General features: G+C 41.7%; 21 protein-coding genes and 1 pseudogene. 11 read left to right on the forward strand and 11 right to left on the reverse strand.

Annotated features, from left to right (window positions below; all coding sequences use genetic code 11):
- Nucleotides 1-134 precede the first annotated feature (134 nt).
- The 6 genes from ACEW80_RS16950 to ACEW80_RS16975 form a co-directional block, all read right to left on the reverse strand.
- Nucleotides 135-1,028 carry an NF038130 family PEP-CTERM protein gene (locus tag ACEW80_RS16950; RefSeq protein ID WP_373527712.1) on the reverse strand — a complete coding sequence of 298 codons (894 nt, stop codon included), beginning with the start codon at nucleotides 1,026-1,028 and terminating at the stop codon, nucleotides 135-137.
- A gap of 416 nt (nucleotides 1,029-1,444) precedes the next feature.
- On the reverse strand, nucleotides 1,445-2,647 hold the full coding sequence (locus ACEW80_RS16955; RefSeq protein WP_373527713.1) for an LL-diaminopimelate aminotransferase: 1,203 nt from the start codon (nucleotides 2,645-2,647) through the stop codon (nucleotides 1,445-1,447).
- Between the two features lie 75 nt (nucleotides 2,648-2,722).
- A complete protein-coding gene (locus ACEW80_RS16960; protein ID WP_373527730.1) occupies nucleotides 2,723-3,058 on the reverse strand; it encodes a thioredoxin family protein in 336 nt (111 codons plus the stop codon).
- Nucleotides 3,059-3,185: 127 nt separating this feature from the next.
- Nucleotides 3,186-3,962 (reverse strand): PspA/IM30 family protein, encoded by a 777-nt coding sequence (locus tag ACEW80_RS16965; RefSeq protein ID WP_373527714.1) that lies wholly within the window; start codon nucleotides 3,960-3,962, stop codon nucleotides 3,186-3,188.
- Nucleotides 3,963-4,124: 162 nt separating this feature from the next.
- Complete coding sequence (locus ACEW80_RS16970) at nucleotides 4,125-4,865, reverse strand: PspA/IM30 family protein (protein ID WP_373527715.1); 741 nt, start codon at nucleotides 4,863-4,865, stop codon at nucleotides 4,125-4,127.
- A 181-nt stretch (nucleotides 4,866-5,046) separates the two neighbouring features.
- Nucleotides 5,047-6,369 (reverse strand): hypothetical protein, encoded by a 1,323-nt coding sequence (locus ACEW80_RS16975; RefSeq protein ID WP_373527716.1) that lies wholly within the window; start codon nucleotides 6,367-6,369, stop codon nucleotides 5,047-5,049.
- A gap of 308 nt (nucleotides 6,370-6,677) precedes the next feature.
- On the opposite strand from ACEW80_RS16975, the gene ACEW80_RS16980 reads away from it, so the two are divergent.
- Complete coding sequence (locus ACEW80_RS16980; protein WP_373527731.1) at nucleotides 6,678-7,217, forward strand: DUF721 domain-containing protein; 540 nt, start codon at nucleotides 6,678-6,680, stop codon at nucleotides 7,215-7,217.
- A 502-nt stretch (nucleotides 7,218-7,719) separates the two neighbouring features.
- Nucleotides 7,720-8,034, forward strand: a complete 315-nt coding sequence (locus ACEW80_RS16985; RefSeq protein WP_373527717.1) for a hypothetical protein — start codon at nucleotides 7,720-7,722, stop codon at nucleotides 8,032-8,034.
- A gap of 127 nt (nucleotides 8,035-8,161) precedes the next feature.
- Here ACEW80_RS16985 and menB read toward each other — a convergent pair whose 3' ends face one another.
- Nucleotides 8,162-8,995, reverse strand: a complete 834-nt coding sequence (gene menB, locus ACEW80_RS16990; RefSeq protein ID WP_373527718.1) for a 1,4-dihydroxy-2-naphthoyl-CoA synthase — start codon at nucleotides 8,993-8,995, stop codon at nucleotides 8,162-8,164.
- Between the two features lie 116 nt (nucleotides 8,996-9,111).
- Between menB and ACEW80_RS16995 the strand changes: the two genes are divergently transcribed.
- From ACEW80_RS16995 to ACEW80_RS17010, 4 genes are all read left to right on the forward strand, one after another.
- Nucleotides 9,112-9,960 (forward strand): Rpn family recombination-promoting nuclease/putative transposase, encoded by an 849-nt coding sequence (locus ACEW80_RS16995; protein ID WP_373527719.1) that lies wholly within the window; start codon nucleotides 9,112-9,114, stop codon nucleotides 9,958-9,960.
- Between the two features lie 75 nt (nucleotides 9,961-10,035).
- Nucleotides 10,036-10,158: a hypothetical protein gene (locus ACEW80_RS17000; protein ID WP_373527720.1), complete on the forward strand. Its 123-nt coding sequence runs from the start codon at nucleotides 10,036-10,038 to the stop codon at nucleotides 10,156-10,158.
- Between the two features lie 97 nt (nucleotides 10,159-10,255).
- Nucleotides 10,256-10,558 carry a BrnT family toxin gene (locus ACEW80_RS17005; protein WP_292800494.1) on the forward strand — a complete coding sequence of 101 codons (303 nt, stop codon included), beginning with the start codon at nucleotides 10,256-10,258 and terminating at the stop codon, nucleotides 10,556-10,558.
- Nucleotides 10,539-10,787 (forward strand): CopG family antitoxin, encoded by a 249-nt coding sequence (locus ACEW80_RS17010; RefSeq protein ID WP_373527721.1) that lies wholly within the window; start codon nucleotides 10,539-10,541, stop codon nucleotides 10,785-10,787. The genes ACEW80_RS17005 and ACEW80_RS17010 overlap by 20 nt, the downstream gene beginning before the upstream one ends.
- Before the next feature lie 218 nt (nucleotides 10,788-11,005).
- On the opposite strand, the gene ACEW80_RS17015 is transcribed toward ACEW80_RS17010, so the two are convergent.
- Nucleotides 11,006-11,140: a hypothetical protein gene (locus ACEW80_RS17015; protein ID WP_373527722.1), complete on the reverse strand. Its 135-nt coding sequence runs from the start codon at nucleotides 11,138-11,140 to the stop codon at nucleotides 11,006-11,008.
- Nucleotides 11,141-11,486: 346 nt separating this feature from the next.
- On the opposite strand from ACEW80_RS17015, the gene ACEW80_RS17020 reads away from it, so the two are divergent.
- Entirely contained in the window at nucleotides 11,487-11,618 is a 132-nt protein-coding gene (locus tag ACEW80_RS17020; protein WP_373527723.1) for a hypothetical protein, read from the forward strand.
- Between the two features lie 72 nt (nucleotides 11,619-11,690).
- Here the strand turns inward: ACEW80_RS17020 and menD are convergent, their stop codons facing one another.
- Nucleotides 11,691-13,445 (reverse strand): 2-succinyl-5-enolpyruvyl-6-hydroxy-3-cyclohexene-1-carboxylic-acid synthase, encoded by a 1,755-nt coding sequence (menD, locus tag ACEW80_RS17025; protein WP_373527724.1) that lies wholly within the window; start codon nucleotides 13,443-13,445, stop codon nucleotides 11,691-11,693.
- A gap of 373 nt (nucleotides 13,446-13,818) precedes the next feature.
- Here menD and folB point away from each other — a divergent pair, with 373 nt between their 5' ends.
- From folB to ACEW80_RS17040, 3 genes are all read left to right on the forward strand, one after another.
- Nucleotides 13,819-14,187 carry a dihydroneopterin aldolase gene (gene folB / locus ACEW80_RS17030; protein ID WP_373527725.1) on the forward strand — a complete coding sequence of 123 codons (369 nt, stop codon included), beginning with the start codon at nucleotides 13,819-13,821 and terminating at the stop codon, nucleotides 14,185-14,187.
- A 945-nt stretch (nucleotides 14,188-15,132) separates the two neighbouring features.
- The gene (locus ACEW80_RS17035; RefSeq protein WP_373527726.1) at nucleotides 15,133-16,416 is read left to right on the forward strand and encodes a diguanylate cyclase domain-containing protein; all 1,284 of its coding nucleotides are present in this window, start codon (nucleotides 15,133-15,135) and stop codon (nucleotides 16,414-16,416) included.
- 404 nt (nucleotides 16,417-16,820) lie between these two features.
- Nucleotides 16,821-17,381 (forward strand): sugar O-acetyltransferase, encoded by a 561-nt coding sequence (locus ACEW80_RS17040; RefSeq protein ID WP_373527727.1) that lies wholly within the window; start codon nucleotides 16,821-16,823, stop codon nucleotides 17,379-17,381.
- A gap of 3 nt (nucleotides 17,382-17,384) precedes the next feature.
- Here ACEW80_RS17040 and ACEW80_RS17045 read toward each other — a convergent pair.
- Nucleotides 17,385-17,546: pseudogene (locus ACEW80_RS17045) on the reverse strand (calcium-binding protein); the annotation flags it as partial.
- A gap of 197 nt (nucleotides 17,547-17,743) precedes the next feature.
- Here ACEW80_RS17045 and ACEW80_RS17050 point away from each other — a divergent pair.
- Complete coding sequence (locus ACEW80_RS17050) at nucleotides 17,744-18,418, forward strand: hypothetical protein (RefSeq protein WP_373527728.1); 675 nt, start codon at nucleotides 17,744-17,746, stop codon at nucleotides 18,416-18,418.
- Here ACEW80_RS17050 and ACEW80_RS17055 read toward each other — a convergent pair.
- Nucleotides 18,405-19,419 (reverse strand): phytoene desaturase family protein (locus ACEW80_RS17055; RefSeq protein WP_373527729.1); only part of this gene is annotated, 1,015 nt, incomplete at its 5' end. The two genes, ACEW80_RS17050 and ACEW80_RS17055, sit on opposite strands and share 14 nt — an antisense overlap.

Here is a 19,419-nt window from a genome sequence, read left to right on the forward strand (position 1 = left end):
TCCCAATTTGCCCGGCGCTCGCCGACGAAAGTGCAAGGTTTTTGAACCTCTGGATGCTATAGTCTTGCACTTGCTTGGTGAAAAAATGCTCAAAACCCTTACCTAGACTATGTTTCACTTTTGTTCAGCAAGCCCTAAATAGATGCTTTTTTTAATTTGCGTTGCGTCACAAAGACGCCAGCAACACCCAGTAGACCAAGCATAATGGAAGGTTCTGGTACTGCTGTAGGCAGCTTTTGTGACCAGGTATATTTTCCTGAGTAAGATTCCTTGTCATCAGAAGCAGTAATACCTGTGGCTATTGCATCAAAGCTATAAGCAAAGTAAGTTTGCATATCGTTACCAATACCAACAGTAACTTTGGCGATTTCACTTGCTTGCACACTAGTCATCTTAGTTGCTGAGGCTTTCAGGACATTATCCCAATATAAGTTGCCTGTGCTGTAATTATTTTGTAAAATACGTGGCTTAAGGTCTTTGTGTCCAATTAAATCAAGTGTTAATTTACTAGTGCTAGCATCGTATGCAAAAGTGCCAATGTTGGGATCTCCAGAACTGGGAAGACCAGTAGATAGTAGAGAACTCAATAAGGTAGCCTTGCTGGTTGCTGGTAAGTTTCCAACTTTAACTTCATCCCCATTCACAGTGATACCGCGAGTACTGTGAGCCTGAAGGAAACCATCAAGCCATTGTGAACCAAAGCTCTTCCAATCATCTTTTGTAATACTGCTGACCGTGACACTTTTGCCATCTACCGTTGTAGTGAAGCCAATATTAGCAGTAGGGTTTTCAGTGCTGTGCCATAGTTCGACGTTGGAAGTGGAGTCGTTATCGGTCAAAGCTTTGATTGCAGCGCTGGTACCATCTTGTGCATTCCCCTTGATGAAGATACCATTTGATCCACCAGTGTAGGTTTTAATTTCATTAGGGTTGTTGAAGCTGAAAGATGTAGCGTGTGCTGGAGCAGTGGCGAGAGCGCTCACACCAATAGCCATTGAGGCACCAATTACAAGTTTCTGAAAAGTCATTTTCATTTTTTTAAAGTCTCTGTCAGTTTGGAAATTAAGTTTTAAACTACTGCCGTTTCTAGGCTTGGGCTGTTTTAACTACAGGCGTTTTGGCAATACGGCGGCTTTTAAGCGCAACCTGCATTGTTAGCCATCTTTGGTAGCTGAGCGTACAAACCCAGTTTAAGAAATGGGAAGACCTAATTGGGTAAAGTTCCTGCTGATTATCAGTAAAAAGATGAAGAATATTTTGCTGCTTTTATACGTTTAATTACATATTTTTGTAAAATTTCATAGTTACAAAAATTACAATGCAATATTTTTAAGTTCAGTATAATACGGTCATTGCCAGGGTAGCACATCTGTGCTACCCTGGCGCGTGTCTTATCCATACACTTTGCTGCAAAAAATCTTTAGCGTTTAGCTTAAGAAAAAATTCAATGAAGGAACTGGGCAATTCTTTCCACAGCAGTTTCTAACAAAGGTGGCTCATGCACCAAGGCAAAGCGGACATACCCTTCTCCAGATTTGCCAAAACCCGCACCTGGCGAAGCGGCTACACCAGTTTGTTTAACTAGCTGGGTACAAAATTCTATGGAGTTTTGACTCCAAGGTGAGGGCAATTTTGCCCAGATGTACATTGTGGCTTGGGGAATAGAAACATTCCACCCAGTGCGGTGGAAAGCAGTAATGAAAGCATCGCGGCGCTGTTGAAAAGTGGCAACAGCAGATTTTACCCCAGATTGAGGCCCAGTTAGGGCAGCGATCGCACCATTCAAAATCCCCCGATACTGATTAAAATCAACCGCGGCTTTTACCTGGCGTAAGGCGTTAATTAACTGGGGATTACCGATGGCGTAACCAATGCGGAAGCCACCCATATTGTAGGACTTGGAAAGGGTGAAAAATTCAATCGAGACGCTTTTATCTGGATCGGCTTGCAGAATCGAAGGGACTAGGGATTTGAAATTGGGAGAAGAATCTGCCCACTTTTCAGTTTCCTGAAATACCAAATCTACGTAGGGGAAATCGTGAACTAGGACGAGATTGTGTTGCTGACAGAAGGCGACAGCTTCTTGGAAGAAAGATAAAGGAGCGATCGCAGCTGTGGGATTGTGAGGATAACTTAGCACCATCATCCGCGACTGAGCCAAGACTGGGGCAGGAATATCAGCAAAAACTGGTAAAAAAGCGTTTTCTACCCGTAGTGGCATCGGGTAGATTTGCCCACTAGCTAGGTAGACTCCCCCGGCATGGGAGGGATAACCTGGATCGAGCAACAGAGCGAAATCTCCTGGATTGAGTATTGCTAGAGGTAAATGGGCAGTGCCTTCTTGAGAACCAATCAGAGGTAACACCTCAGTTTGGGGATCGACTTTGACACCAAATTTTTGTTCGTACCAGTTGGCTGCGGCTTCACGAAATTCTTGGGTGCCGTTAAATAACAGATAGCCGTGGGTACTGCGATCGCCAAGAGACTGGGCGATCGCCTCAATGACGTGTGCCTCGGCTGGTAAATCAGAAGACCCCAACGACAAATCAATTACTTGTTGTCCAGCTGCCAATGCGACTGCTTTGGCTCTGTCCATATCAGCAAATACATTAGATTGTAAGGATTGTAAACGCTTTGCAAATTGCATCTTAGTTATTTGTCCTTTGTCCTTGATCTTTTGTCAATAGTCATTTGGTAATGACTATCGACAAAAGATCAATGACTAATTAGTATTCAAGTGCGAATCTAAAAGAGCAAGTAATTTATCTTTGCCGATGACTCCCTCAGTGGATATCAAAACTTCCTGGCCAAGAAATAGTCTGAGGGCTGGCACGCCTTCCACTTGATACTGCTTAACAGTAAGTGGGTTGGGGTCAATTTCCATTTTAACGACTTTGAGGCGATCGCTATATTCGATGGCAGCTGAAGCGATCGCGGGCGACATCAATTGACAAGGCCCACACCAAGAAGCCCAAAAGTAAACTAATACAGGCTGTTCGGCTTTTAACACTTCAGTTTCAAAATCAGCATCAGTTATGGTGATTACAGCCTTACTCATTACAGTCTCCATCAGGTGGCGATCAAAGTTGTCACACACAATACTTTATCCCAAAGTATTGACTAATAACATAAAATCCCACAACCAACAGGCGTGGGACTGGCTTAAAATTTGTTTTCTGCCAATTTTACAGTTGATCCAATTGTTTGCGTAGAGAATCCAACTCGCTATCAACCACCTCATTAGACTTAGGAGCAGTAGTTTGTGGTTGCGGCGGCAGTTGGGGTTGATTTTGGGGAGTAGCGGGTGGTAACATTTGCGCTTTCAAAGCTGCCAATTCATCATCAACATCGCTACCACCTTCTAACTGGGCAAATTGCGTTTCTAAATCTGCTCCTGCTAATTCTCCTTGTGCTTGGGCGCGGGCTTCTTGGATTAAGACTTTTTCTTCCATCCGCTCGAAGGCAGACATTGCACTACTGGTATTCATCCCACTCACCATGCTTTGGAGTTGCTCTTGGGCTTTGGCGGTGGTGATCCGAGCTCTGAGCATTTCTTTTTTAGTTTTAGCTTCAGAAATCTTGCTTTCCAGCTGGATTAAGTTGCGCTTGAGGGTTTCAACTTGAGTGCTTTGGGTATCCAAACTAGCTTTGAGGGCGGCGCTGGTGTCAGTATAAGTTTTCTTGCGCTCTAGAGCTTGTCGTGCTAGGTTCTCATCACCTTTTTGCAGCGCTAGTTGGGCATTGCGTTGCCACTTATTGATTTCATTTTGGGCATCATTATACTGTTTTTCGCTGCGTTTTTGGGCGGCGATCGTCTGGGCTACCCCCTGACGCAGCTGCACCAAGTCTTCCTGCATTTCCAGGATAGCTTGTTCTAACATTTTTTCGGGGTCTTCGGCTTTGTTAACCAAGTCGTTGAGGTTAGAACTAACTACTCGTTTAATGCGATCAAATAATCCCATAACTTTGTTTTTCCTTGTGTGGTTTACGCTTTTTGTTGGACAGTTAGCTTTTTTACTTTTTAATAGCTACCTATTTCAATGTAATCTTTCCGGTTTGAATCAGTACCTGCCAACAACTCTTAATTGTTAAGATATCTCCAAACTGGGGTAATTAGCCGAACTTCAAGAGTCTTGACTTTTGGGTAACTGCTGCGCTGTCTTTTGGCTCTCCTCAGTGAGGAGACTGTTGGGCTGTGTGTTTTCTGCCTGGTTTAAAACCTGCACTTTCATCGCTGCCAATTCGGCATCTACATTATTAGATTCCAAAGAAGTAAATTGTGTTTCTAAGTCGTCGCCACTGAGTTGAGCTATTGCTTCTGATTTAGCTTCTATCTGCAAAACTTTTTCTTCCATGCGCTCAAAGGCACTTAGACTGCTGGTGGCAGAAACTCCGCCGAGCATTTCTTGGAGGCGATAAGACGCTTCGGCAGAACGGGCGCGAGCAATATACATATCTTTTTTTATTTTCGCCTCGGCAATTTTTAACTCTAGCGATCGCATATCCTTTTTCAGCCTAGCTACTATCTCGTTTTGCTGCTCTATCTGGGAAGAGAGGGCTGTAAAGGTTTCTTTATAAGCTTGGCGCTTAGTTAAAGCTTCGCGTGCTAGAGGTTCATTACCTTGTTGCAGGGACAATTGGGCGCGGCGATACCATTCTTCTGTTTGAGACTGAGCAGCCGCAGCTTGTCGTTCAGTGCGTTTTTGGGTAGCGATCGCTTGTGCTACACCCTGCCGCAATCGCACTAGATTTTCCTGCATCTCTAGCACAGTTTGCTCCAGAATCTTTTCTGGATCTTCGGCACTGCCGATCAGACCATTGAGATTAGCACGAATCACCCGCAGGATACGCTTGATTAATTCCATATCGGCTCTCTATTCACGAAACTCAGTGCTAATGAGTGCTGAGTAATGATTATCTAGTTAAGGTTCTGAGTATAATAATTTTTGTCGTATGATCGTAAACAAGCAAGATTTTGTCTTTACTACTCAGCACTCTTCACTCAGCACCGTTATCTCAATAGTATCGTAGATTAATTATTGCAACTCATGGCTGCTGAACCCGTGCCTTGATTCCTTTCCTCTGTAACAGTTGCATATGTTGTTTTACCTGCTCTTTAGTCTTAAAAGCACCTAGATAAATCAATTGTTTGCTGGGTGATAAATAAGCATCGGGAATTACTCGTTGTGCTGAGGCTAAAGCCCGTCCTTCATTGTCTATGACCACATGATATAACCCATCTGTTCCTGGTTTGATTTCTGCATTCTGCTTTGGTGAGGTTGCGATTGGCTTGGGCGAGGTTTTTGTTGTTGAAGTCGGAGGCAAAGGCTGTACCGTTGGTACTGGTGCTAAGGCGATCGGATTTGTCGGTCTTAGGGCTGTGTTGGCTTCAGGCAATGCTGCTTGAGGATTTGCGGGGTTTTGAGGAACGACTAGATTAGGCACGACTGCGAAAGTTGGTTGAATCTTGGGTTTTAAGCCAACGACATCATTAGGATCTCTCACCTCAGGAAACTCTTCGGCAGCTAGATTGGGATACTTGGGTATAGATGTGCTTGGTGGCTGGATCTGAGGTTGGACATTATTGCCAACTTCCTCAGTATTTTCTGGTGCAGGAGACGAGTTCCCGTTAAACAACTTGCTTAAATTCCATTGTGACAAGCTTTTGGGATTGAACACTACATAACCCAAGGTAAGACTCGCTAACAGTAGCAACAACATAGAGCCGATACCCAAAGGTGATAGCAGACTGTCGCTAGGATTGCTTGGCTTCTTGGTTTCTGGTTGCTCTTCTGTCAGACTTCGTAGCAGTGCTTCACTAGATTCCAAATAGTCATCTGGCGGCTTAGGAGTGTCATCCGGCTGCACGAGATTTTCGCTCCTAGTATCTTTAACGACTGCTGGCACGATGCTGGTAGTAAAGTTGGGCGGCGGTGGTGGAAGTTGAGTTGGCGTTTTTGCAGAATCAGAGGTGGAAGGCATATTGAGATTATTCAGTTCCTCAGTCTTTGCCGCAGGTGGTGCTGGGTTCCTCTGAGGACTTACGGTTAGAGATGCATGTGGTGCTGGGTTTTCCTGAGGATTCACAGGTACAGATGCAGGCGGCACGTTGGTTTTAATTTCCGTTACTGACGACTGAGTTATGCCCGATGTTGTAAGAATGGCAGTCAGCTGCTGAGGTTGACTGCTGATAAAACTCCCAACACGGGGCTGGTTCGCTGTCCTCGAACCATTTCGCGTGCGTCGGTATCGAGCTAACTCTTGATCTAGCGGCACCTCTAAACTCGCTAGTGCTACTGCTAATACTGGTTTCAACCCAGGTGTTTTAGACGATTGAGTATCGGAATTATTCAGGGGGTTTTCAGTCATTGCCTCTGTGCCTCAAATATAGACTGCTGGAATTAACTTTAGATACATTTGTGCCAATATTAGCGAAAATTATCTAAATAGATAGACTGGATGTTGGGCATTGGGCACTGGGGACTAGACAAGAGAGATTTTCAGACTTTGTTGTGAAGGATAGTTAGTTCATGGGGTCTATCTTGGAAATACAGTATGGGGGTGAGGGGTAATAGGGAAGCAAAGCAGAAGGGCGAGAAAACTGCTAACTTCTAATTCACCACTCAGGACGGGCTAAACGCCCCGCTACTGCTAACACCACTCTGCACTTTTTAATGATGTCGTTGAAATCAATTGATCATATTTTAGATTTTCTGGAAAAGCAGGCTAAATGGCAAGAGCAACCATTTCAACGCTTGCTTAAGTGTTGGACAGAAGTTGTTAGTCCAGTAGTTGCCGCGCATACTCGACCATTGTCGATTCAGCGCGATGTTTTATGGGTAGCAACTTCTAGTGCTGCTTGGGCGCAAAATCTGACTTTTGGTCGCACATCTCTGCTTTTAAAGTTGAACAAAAAGCTGCCAACACCTTTGGTTGATATTCGATTCTCTACTGCTAGCTGGCATAATCCATCTGTGGAGAGAAAACAGCAACAAACGGTTTTGCCTCATGAGCATCCTAGTTACCTTGGTGATGATATTAGCCGCCCTGATATTACACCCACTAAGGATGTGAATGCTGCTTTTGGACATTGGGCTAAAATTATGCGATCGCGATCGCATGGCTTACCCCTTTGTCCCCAGTGTCAATGTCCCACCCCACCCGGTGAACTCCAGCGCTGGGCAGTCTGTTCGGTCTGTGCTGCTAAACAGTTTTGAAGAAAGTCGGTATTTATAAGTTAGGGTAACTCCAGTCACTCTTGGGTTGAAATTTGAATTTCGATCTTGATTTATTAGATGATTATTTGAGCAAAATTTATCCAAAAATGATTTGCTGTTACAAAATAGAAACATTCTAATTCTTTAGAAAATAAGGATTTTATTGTTGACTTAAGTAAAGTGTGGTAATAAATACAAGCTATTTATTCAAAATTATCTGCCTCAAGTTCTTCTTAAGAAGGAAGTTGAAAGGGTAAATAAATTAAAAATATTGGTTTTACTCTTGATCCCTAATAATTTTTAGCCCAAATCTATGGGTAAGTACTCTTGCGAATATTGAAAAATATAACAAGAATATAAAAATATCCTAAAGTTTGTTTTTTCGTTGGGATCGCTGAAACCTAGAGAAGATAATGACTTTTTGGCTCTTGTCTGTCTTTATATATAGAAGCAAAATAGAAGGATGAACTTCAGTTTAAAACCGCACTAAAGATGAACCCAAATGAAACCCATTAAAGTTTTAGCATCTGCCTGTAAATATTGCCGTCATTATCAGCCAGAAGGTCGCCGTGGCGGAATGTGTGAGCAATTGGGAGCGCCAGTTAAAGCAACTTGGAAAGCTTGCTCTTTAGCGCTTCCACCTTTTGCACCTTCTTGGGAAACCTTGGAAGATGCTTGGGGTTTGCCAGATGCAACACCAGTTTTAGCTTCTTCTCAATCCCTAGTCTCAGATTTAAACAATGCTGCTCTTGCACCTGTAGAGGAAATAAATATCTTTGTATCCGAAGAGGCCAAGACTAAAGCAGTGGTTATTTAGTCACCCATTATTACTGGACTGAGTTTGTAGTCTACTTAAAATAAGATTTGTTTTTAAGATTTTTAGTGTTTTAAAAGTTGATATCTACAAAAATCGCACCCTTAAGTGAGGTGCGATTTTTGCAATTTTAAGGTAACCAAGGAAAAGAGCGGAAATCTGGTGGACGCTTTTCAAGAAACGCTTGTTTGCCCTCAGACCCCTCTTCTGTCATGTAATAGAGCAAGGTAGCATTGCCAGCGAGTTCTTGTAAACCAGCTTGTCCATCACAATCAGCGTTGAACGCGGCTTTGAGACACCGAATTGCGATCGGACTTTTTTCTAAAATCTCCTGCGCCCATTCAATCCCTTCGGCTTCTAGTTGTTCGACTGGGACAACGCAATTAATTAAGCCCATTTCTAGAGCTTGTTGTGCATTATATTGGCGACAGAGAAACCAAATTTCTCGGGCTTTTTTCTGTCCTACGATGCGGGCGAGATAGCTGGCTCCAAAACCACCGTCGAAACTGCCAACTTTTGGGCCAGTCTGTCCGAAAATGGCATTATCGGCAGCGATCGTAAGGTCGCAAATCAAGTGTAAAACGTGTCCACCACCGATCGCATATCCAGCTACTAAAGCAATCACAACTTTCGGCATGGAACGAATTAGGCGCTGTAAGTCCAGTACATTCAATCGGGGGATGCCAGTATCGTCTACATAACCCCCATGTCCGCGCACACTTTGATCGCCACCAGAACAGAAAGCATATTTGCCATCAGTGTGTGGTCCATAACCCGTAAATAAGACAACACCAATAGTAGTATCTTCACGAGCATCACAGAAAGCGTCGTACAGTTCAAAGACAGTTTTGGGACGAAAAGCATTGCGTTTGTGGGGGCGATTGATGGTGATTTTTGCAATGCCATCGTTTTTTTGATACAGAATATCTTCGTAGGTTTTGGCAGTTTCCCAGTTAATTTGCATTGGTATGGAGTGCGCGGTTGTGCTTGAGAATTTTATCGCGGTCTGAGGAGCGATCGCTAAAATTGGTGTCTCAAGCCTTTAGAATCTGGTAATTGTCTGGGTGTTGAGGAATAAAAATGCGACGTGACACCATCTTCTACAAATTATTTAAGCAATTCCCCGGTTTGCTGTTTGAATTAGTTGATGAACCACCTCCAGAAGCGGAAAACTATCAGTTTGAATCAGTTGAGGTGAAAGAAACGGCGTTTCGGATTGATGGCGTGTTTTTACCTCCAGCGAATGCAGTTTCCAAAACCGTCTTTTTTGCAGAAGTCCAGTTTCAGAAGGACGAAGACTTATATCACCGCTTCTTTAGCGAATTATTTTTGTTTCTCTACCGCAACTCTATCCGTTACGATGACTGGTTTGGAGTCATAATTTTTGCTTCTCGCAGCCTGGAACCTTCTTCGTCTTCGATTCACCGCGCTTTGTTGGAAAGTGGTCAAGTCAGGCGGGTGTATCTGGATGAATTGGGGGATTTGCAACAACAACCTTTGGGATTGGGTTTGATGTTGCTGACAAATGTTACTTCTGAAACAGAAGCAGTGGAAGGGGCGCGGTTTTTGCTGGAGCAAGCACGGCAACAATCGGAACAAGCGATAATTGATTTGGTAACGACGATTATCGTCTACAAGTTTTCTAACCTTAGTCGAGAGGAGATTGCAACGATGTTGGGACTGAATTTGGAAGAACCACGGGCTATTCTGGAAGCGAAGGAAGAAGGGCGAGAGGAAGGGCGAGAGGAAGGAGAAAGAACGATCGTTTTACGACTATTAAATCGGCGGGTGGGTAATATTCCTGATGCGCTTCTGTCCCAGATTCAAGGGTTATCGGTGGAACAGTTGGAAGCTTTAGGTGATGCTTTGTTGGATTTCTCTTCTCTTGCTGACTTGGAACGGTGGTTACAAGGTGAAGTAAGCGGGTAAGTTTCACCCGAAGGCGCAGAGGAGGAGAGCGATCGCACTCCGTAAAATAATGATGGCTACAAATAAAGTCCCGAAGTGAAGAAGCATTTGCAGACACGCGGGATATCAGAAGCAGTGGAAGAAGGAGTGCGATCGCTCGTCTTGCGACTGTTAAAACGACTATCTGGTGGAATTGCTGAGGAACGTTGGAAGCGTTAGCTTTGGCGTTGTTGGATTTTTGTGCGTTGGCGTAGCCCATCGTAGACATCGCTGACTAAAGTATTGACGTTTGTATATACAAACGTTACTATAATATATGACAGAGGCTGTATCAGGCTTTGACTGGGATGATGGAAATATTGAAAAATGCCAAAAGCACGGAGTCTCATTAGAGGAAATAGAGGCTTTGTTTCTTGATAAAAGTCTTAGGATTTCACCTGATATAAAGCACTCTGAAAGTGAGGATAGATTTATTGCAACAGGTGTATCAATCAAAGGTAAATATATTTTCGTAGGATTTACATTCCGGGAAAAGCAAGGAAAAAGGTTAATTAGACCTATCAGCACTCGTTACATGAGAGAGAAAGAGGCGAAAAAATATGAAGAAAATATTTCCTAGAATCAAAACTGATGAAGAATTAGAAAGCTTACTAGATGAAGATTTATCAGATTATCTTCATCAAGACAACTTTAAGCCCGTTACTTTTGAATTTCAGCCTAAAGACAAAACTGTAAATCTAAGAGTGTCAGAGGAAATGCTAGAAACAGTTAAAGCTGTATCTAAGAAAGAAGGTATTCCGTACCAAAAATATATCCGAAGGGCAATAGAAAGGTCTTTGGGTGAATAAATAATTAAAAATATGTTGCTAAACTATCTGTACTGTTCCTAAGTTTTTGCCTGCGATGTCTACGACGGGCTACGCCAACGCACAATACTAGCAATCAGAATTAAATTTTGTAGAGTAGGCGTAGCTTTTAACCTATTCTACATTTTTTTGCAATGCCCCAGTCTGCTAGGTGCGATCGCTGACTTGTCAGGGTAGTTACAAAATCAATCAGTAGATTCCTAAGTTAACTTTCTTATTTTTCTGATATTTTGAAGCTTCATGTTTTCAGCAATAAGCTCTTGAGCGCGAGCTTCAATTTTTGCTCGACGTGCTGGTGGGAGTTTTTCCATTAGATCACTCAATTTTGTTACCATAACTTCATTCTCCTTTTTCTTTCAATTTATCGATATAAAAATAATATTACTGGGAATACTATTATTAGGATTTGTTTTCTCAGTAAAAGGATTTAAATATATGGATGACCTTAAAAAATTGCTAAATCGTGCCTCATTTGAGGAGAGGAAAGCATTGGCAGAGATTCTTAAGGCATCACAACCAACAGCGGATTCTATTGTTGATCGTCTATGCTAGAAGAGTCAAGATCCTGCCAGCTATGTATTTAATGAAATATTTGATGATCATCCAAGCTATCAAAAAATAGTTAGGCGAGCTGCTAAAAAGTTAAAAATCAAATGTAGTAAATATGAATCTGCTAGTGGAATGGAGGTAAAAATTGCACAGAAGGTTATGGAAACAATGTTGGAGAAGATGACACCAGAACAAAAGCGAGAGATGGAACAGCAGTTACGAAAAACAGCATCACAATTTGAAAAAGGAGGTGAATTATATTGAAGTTTTCTCCTATAATGGTTTTACCTAATTATTATATCTCATCCCACTATTCAACAACACCTAATGAGATTACTAAATTGCAATATCTGCGGCAAAGTTCCGTAAATTATCCTGCCGCCACTTAGCATCATCTTTGCGATTTGTCTGCAACTCCAAAACTCTAATTCCTTTAATTGGTAGTGAATTTAATCTTTGCTGCAACTGCTCCCAAGAAGTAATCAATTCATGCTGTACATTATAAGTAGCGCATAACTGCGCGAAATCAATATCCTGGGGAGTACCAAAAAACTCTTCAAATGGTGGGTCAAACTTGGCAATAGGTAACATTTCAAAAATGCCACCACCATTATTGTTGATTAACACAATCGTGAGATGTCCAACAAACTTATTGCGGATTAAAAAACCATTGGTATCATGTAACAGCGCTAAATCTCCCGTTAACATCACACTACTTTGCTGGCGATGTGCCATTCCCAAAGCGGTGGATAATGTACCATCTATGCCATTTGCACCCCGGTTAAAGTGCGATCGCACTCCGAAATTATTCGGTTTCCAGAAATATTCCACATCCCGCACAGGCATACTATTAGCAATAAACAGAGGCGTTCCTAGTGGTAAAATCTGAGAAATTAACCAAGCTGCTTTACTCTCAATAATTTTATCTATTTTCCCCATCGTCTGGTCAACAACTAACCTAACCTGAGCTTCCGCATCACACCATTTCTTTACATAGTCTGAGGAGAAAGATAAATTTCTCACCTCAGCATTTATGTGTTTTACAGATATCCGTAAATGCGTCGTTCTGCCGTGCAAAGGGTCGAGGTTTTGATCGCTATTGTCAATTACCCAACGTCGTGGTTGGGTTGCATCTATCCAATTACGCAGTTCTTTACTTGTAGGCATTTCACCTACCTGAATCACCATTTTGGGCGCTAACTGCTTTGCTAGTTGCTGATTTCGCAAAATCAAGTCATAAGTGGAAATTAAATAAGGGTTGAGTTCGGCATAATTTCTCACTGGGGAGAGTCCCTCAGCTAATACAGGCCATTTGAGAGTTTGGGAAAGGTGCGCGATCGCTCTACAATATTCCTGTGGTTGCTGCGGTTGGGCAACACCTGCGATAATAATGCCGCGATCGCATTCCTTCCATTCTTTGGGAATCGAGAATCGGGAATTGGGAATTGGGAATGGGTTTGCTATTCCTGCGAAGAAGTCTTCTGGTTGAAACTGTGATTGCAAATAACTCAAGTCAGTTCCATCAGGAACAGGCGCTAAGGGATCGCGAAAGGGAATATTCAAATGTACTGGCCCTTTTGTCGGAGTTTGCGATCTTTCCCAGCTATGAATTATCGTTTGCCGTAGATAAGCTAGCATTCCCATATCAGCGGAGGGTAAGGCTAACTCCGTTTGCCAATTTGGGTAGTTTCCATATAGTCTCAATTGATCTATAGTTTGCCCAGAGTGACAATCTCGCAATTCTGGCGGTCTATCGGTGGTTAATATCAACAGTGGTACACGACTATATGAGGCTTCAATTACTGCTGAATAAAAATTTGCTCCTGCTGTACCAGAGGTGCAAACGATCGCCACAGGGCGTCCGGTTGCTTGAGCTTGTCCCAAGGCAAAAAAGGCGGCGGAACGTTCATCGAGAATGGAAATCGCTTCAATCTCAGGTACTTGTTGAGCAAAGGCTACTGCTAGGGGTGTAGAACGTGAACCAGGACAAATGATCACACAAGTCAATCCCAACTGCTTTAGCGTCTCTGTTAAAATATAAGCCCAAACTTGATTAACATTTTTAAAGGCGATCGGCATTAAATCAAACATAGCTATAAAACAATTTTAGATTTTGTCTAGGGAAATTCAGTTTAAAATCCATCTGGGAAAGTTGGGTGAAGATGAAGTGCGCCGGACGGAAGCCGATCCTCGGAACTTCAAAAGCAGCTTTACCTAAAAATGGGTTGTAAGCCTAACTTTTCACGTCATCTAGAAAAAGCTAACGCGAAACCTAACCCCCAGCAGGGAAAAGGGAGAATTCAAAGCCTTTCCTCTTTTAGGGGAGGATTTGGAGAGAGGTTTTCCAGATCCCGTGAAAAAGTGGATTGTAAGCCAACCCCACCAAGCGAGTTTGTGGTAGAGAAAATCTCCAAGCAAACTTGCTCCACTTTCTACAAAATGCCCAATTTGCTCTCAAACTTTTATGGACTGCATTCATTTAACAGGAATTCGCTGCTATGGTTACACTGGGTATCTACCAGAAGAACAGGTGCTAGGACAATGGTTTGAGGTGGATGTAAAGTTATGGTTGGATATCTCCACAGCAGCCAAGACTGACGCGATCGAACACACTTTAGATTATCGCAGCGTCATTAGCTTGATACAACATCTGATCAAAACGTCTAAATTTGTTTTGGTGGAGAAATTGGTAACAACGATCGCAGATTCTATTCTCCAAGAATGCGATCGTGTAACACAAGTCCAAGTCGTTCTGAGCAAACCTGCCGCACCTATTCCAGACTTTGGTGGCAAAATTAGCATTGAACTGACTAAAACTAAGTCCAACCTCTAAAGCACAAAACGTGTTTTTTTATCACTATCCATAAGCTAGCAAAGAAAGGGGGTTTACGTGGAGTGTGGAAGTCTCTGGCAAAGAGAATCTTTCCTGCCATTGCCCCCAGCACCTGCTCACTCTCAAAAAGCTAAAAAATCATTTGAATCTGCTGATAAGCATTTAACTTGCATATTTTTAGCTCACAGTATTTGTGATTAAATATTAGCCAGAAGCCATAAATAGTTCTAAAGACCTCTTGTAAAAGTCCCAAACACCCCAGCCTTAATCCCCTCCTCGCTTGCGGGGAGGGGAGACAAAGCGTAGCTTTGGCGGGGTGGGGTTCAAATTTATTGATTTATGCAAGAGGTCTTAAGTAATACCATTCACACACCATTCAAAGTTGTTCGCGCTGCCTCTCGTAGAGAAGACAGTTTCAGACGAGAGTTACACCCCGGCTGAGACAAAAACTATTTGTAGACAAAGCAGTATTAAACATTTTAATTCCAGATAATGATTAATTTTTAGTAGTAATTTAGTGAAGGGATATTATTATATTACATCCACCACACTCGATTAATTTTTTCAACTTAGATGAAAGTGTTATATTAGTGTTTTATTAACTTTTATTCTTGATTAATTTTTACAGAAATATTAATTATACTATTGTATTGTTCAAAAATTACTGCATATTTTTGAACATCAGTTTTTGATTGTTGATAATACATAGTAAATTGTATTTCATATAAATGACATGATATTAACTGCATACACTAATCAGAATTAGCTTTGACAAGTACAAAAATTACCAAAGGTTAAGAACATGATGCTATTTGATTATTAGTCAGTATTTTTATAAAGTCAGAACACAAGTGGTTAGAGATTGTTTATGATAATATAATGATTTTTCTATCGAGTTAACACTTACAACAAAAATCTAAACCTTCGCAAACAGGTTATTGTAATATGTTCAGCCGCAAAATTCTAGTTGTTGAGGATGAAAAAATCCCAGCCTCAAATATTAGAAAAAGTTTACAAACACTAGGTTATTCTGTCTCAGAAATAACTAAGTGTGGTGAAGAGACAATAAAAAAAGTAGCAGAAACTCATCCACATTTAGTATTAATTGATATCTGCCTAGCTAGGGAAATTGATGGTGTAGACGTAGCGGATATTATCCAGAATCACTTCCATGTACCTGTAGTATATCTAACAGAGAGTTCGGAATATAAAACATTACATATAAATCGTCTAAGTGATCCCTTTACTTACATAGTTAAACCATTTATTGAAAGTGATTTACATTTTGTGATTGAAATGGCTTTGTACAAACATCAGAGCAAAAAGACATTACACGAAGAAAAAGATAGGCTGGCGGCAATTATTAACAGTATGGGCTGTGCAGTAATTGTGACATATACAAATGGTTGTATTCAAATGATGAATCCTATAGCAGAACTAATCACTGGTTGGAAGGAAAGTGAAGCGTTCGGTAAAGATTTAGTAGAAGTTGTTAACTTAGTTGAAAAAGACATAAAAGAAACAAATGAAAACTTAGCCATACATATAATCCAAGCAGGTGAAGTTTTAAATTTATCAGAAACCTCTACACTGATTACCAAAGATGGCAAAGAAATAACGATTGGGGATAATGTTACACCCATCCACGATCAAAATGGTAATATTACTGGTACGGTTTTAGTTTTTCAAGACATCACTAAATCTAAGCAGACAGAGGCGCAACTGATCCGCAATGCGTTTTATGATGGGCTGACAGCATTACCGAATCGTGTTTTATTTTTAGATCGGCTCACACAAGCAATTGAACGTAGCAAACGTAGAAGCGATTATTATTTTGCAGTTTTATTTTTGGATTTAGATGGCTTCAAGGAGATTAACGATCGCTTTGGGCATGGAATCGGGGATGATTTTTTAGTAGCGATCGCTAGACGTTTAGAGTTGTGCTTACGCGGTGTGGATACTTTAGCACGATTTGGTGGTGATGAGTTTACTATTCTTTTGGAGGATATTAAAGACGTTACCGACGCCACCAATGCTGCCAAACGTATTCAAGACTCCTTACAATTACCACTTAACCTCAATGGACACCAATTATCTGCTACAGCTAGCATTGGTATTACTTGGAATTTAAGAAGTTATAAGGAACCTGCAACTATGCTGCGAGATGCTGATATTGCTATGTACCAAGCTAAACGTCAAGGAAAAGCTACTCATGCCGTATTTAGTTAATAATCTGCAAAAATTCTTGTAAGTAAGGCGCCGAGAATAAATCAAACTATGTTATGACTTACACCAAATTGTCTCAAAAACCTAATTTGTCGTAGCGGTGATTTATAAATTACCGCTACTTCAGAACTTTTTTGCATAAGTTCTCTATATGTTTTGTAATGTAAAAATATTGAAATTTGCTCGTAGTAAGCGGCTCTAGCCCTATTTTGCTCGTGCAGCGTCTCGGAGAGAAGAAACCATAAGAACATAAGAAAGGGCTAAAGCCCTCACTACAAACATTTAATTACCTACTTTTAAAACTATCTAAGATGTGGATTTATGGCAGTTTTCAGATGGATGAAATATGCTACTCTAGCTCCTACTACGGTGTATAACACACAATTGAGAAGCCCAATTAGTCTGTCATGGAAAAAACTGAAAAACAGAAAATGCTCGCAGGCGAATTATATCTTAGCGAAGATCCGGAATTGACTGCCGAAAATAAACGAGCTAGTCGTCTGCTGCGGAGATATAACTCTACAACTGAAGAACAGCAAGAGCAACGGCAGCAAATTTTGCAAGAATTATTTGGAAAAATAGATCAGAAAATCACAATTGTGCCACCCTTTCACTGTGACTATGGCAGCAACATTTATGTTGGCGACAGATTCTATATGAACTATGGCTGTGTAATTTTAGACTGTAATACAGTTCACATCGGTGAAAATGTCTTGTGCGCTCCTTATGTACAAATTTATTCTGCTTGTCACCCTACAGAACCGAAAATTCGTCTTTCTGGTAGAGAACTAGCTGCCCCAATTAACATCGGTAACAATGTCTGGATTGGTGGCGGTGCAATTATTTGTCCAGGTGTAACTATTGGTGATAACACAACCATTGGTGCTGGTAGTGTAGTTGTCAAAGATATACCTGAGAACGTTGTTGCTGCTGGCAATCCTTGCCGCGTCATCCGGTATTTGTCCTAGAATTTAAAACTTATACACTCTCTTCATCCAATAGAGCCAGTTTGCGATCGCTTCTTGAGTTTCGCTGTCAGCATCAATGGCTGCTATTTCAGATAATTTTGCAGAATACACATCTTCATCAGTACCATCAATGTAAGCGACTTCTACAAACATATCTTTTAAGCACTCATCGTCTGGTAAATCGCCAGATAGAAAGGCTTTTTTAAACTCTTCTTAAATTAGAAATAATCGTTATGCCGCATAATTTATGATTTAATTACGTACTTTATCTAAACTTTAATTAAAGCTAAATTCAAATAAAATCTTTAAGAAAAAATTTCTTTTTTTTATATATGATCAGCTATAAAAGATATGGAGTCTCTATGCGTTTTTCTCAAGTTGCAGGAATTCTTAGTTATACAACAGTAGCTTTTATATCAATTGCACCCATACAGGTAGAAGCTGCAACTTTTCAGGTGAAATCAGGAGTCACCAGCATTGATCGTGACCACGAAGATATTCTTAGAAATATCGGACTAATTTTCACAGACACTAATAATACAGTCACACCAATTCCCAGCGATTACTTAGTTGGCTTAAGCATCGACTCAGCCACAAACTTCACATTCAGTGACGAGGGCGGTTTTACTCCGCTTTCGGGCACAATCGAGCATACTGGTACTATTACCTTCAATAATCAAATTACTGTTGGTAACTTTTCAATAGGTTTTGCTCCAGGACGTACTGTTGAAAATGCTAGCGGACTTGTTTTAAGAGATACATTTTCTCTAAATACAATTTTGTTTGATTTGAGCGCTCCGGGATCTGTGGCATTTGATGGCCAAACTTTAAGCCTCCCTGATGTTCAATTATTTATTTCTCCAGAGTTTGCAAGTATACTAAGCAACCCTGACTTGACAGGTTTATTTGCTGGAACTGCACGAATTGATGCTCAAGTTGCTGCTGTACCTGAACCTGACAGCGTACTAGCAACTTTGGCAGCGGGTGCGGCTCTATTGGCGGCTAGATTTTATACTCAAAAAATTAAATGCACTTGATATCCTGAAGCATGGCTAAATGCTGTTTAACAGGTGCAAGGGTATTCGCAGCAATCATGCCGCTAGCAGCAACCGCTGGTAAACCAATACCGGGAAATGTCGAGTCTCCGCAGCACATCAGCCCTGGTAGGGGTGTGCCGGGGCCAGGAAACATAGCAGATCCAGCTGGAATTGCTGGGCCATAAGAACCTTGGTGACGACGCAGAAAACGCTCGTGGGTTAGAGGTGTACCAACAAGTGTGACTTCGCAACGGGAGCGAATATCTGGAATGATCCGCTCCAAAGCTTGCCACATCACTTCTGCACGCGATCGCTTTTGTTGGGCATATTCCTGACTTTTCCGATCCATCCCCTGCCAGATAGCATACGGCTCATTACCAGGAGTATAAACATGAATCACGTGCTTACCTGGGGGTGCTAGGGATGGATCGAGAGTTGAAGGGATGGAGATCACCACAACGTTCTGAGGTGCTGTCATGCCCTCTTCCCAGTTATTGACCACGATGTAATGACACCGCAGATTTGATTGTAATCCTTGGGCATCAATGCCTAGATGTAAATGCATGAAGCTATCACACTCAGGCGTCCCTTGTCGTTTGGTGCGGAACCGTTTGGGTATTGCCGTTTCTGGTAACAGTTTTAAGGTATCCCAAATTGAGGCATTAGAAATAACTGCTTTACGTGCTCGAATTTCTTGGCGATCGCGCAGACGCACACCCACGGCGCGATTGCCTTCTACAAGCACTTGTTCCACATGAGCGCCCAGTATTAGTTTACCACCGTGTCGCTCCAGTCCTTGTACTAAAGCCTCAACTAAAGCACCACTACCACCAATCGGATATTCAAGCACTGCGTCTTGTCGATACCAGTCTGCAAACATAAATCCTACTTCTGCTGTGCTAGTGCCATCTGCGGGCAATCCAGAAAGTAGAAAACACAGCAAGTTGAGCCAATTTCGGGTAAATGGATCTTTAACAACGCCATCTATAATCCGACTGAAG

It is taken from the genome of Nostoc sp. (assembly GCF_041747015.1).
Taxonomy (GTDB): Bacteria; Cyanobacteriota; Cyanobacteriia; order Cyanobacteriales; family Nostocaceae; genus Nostoc.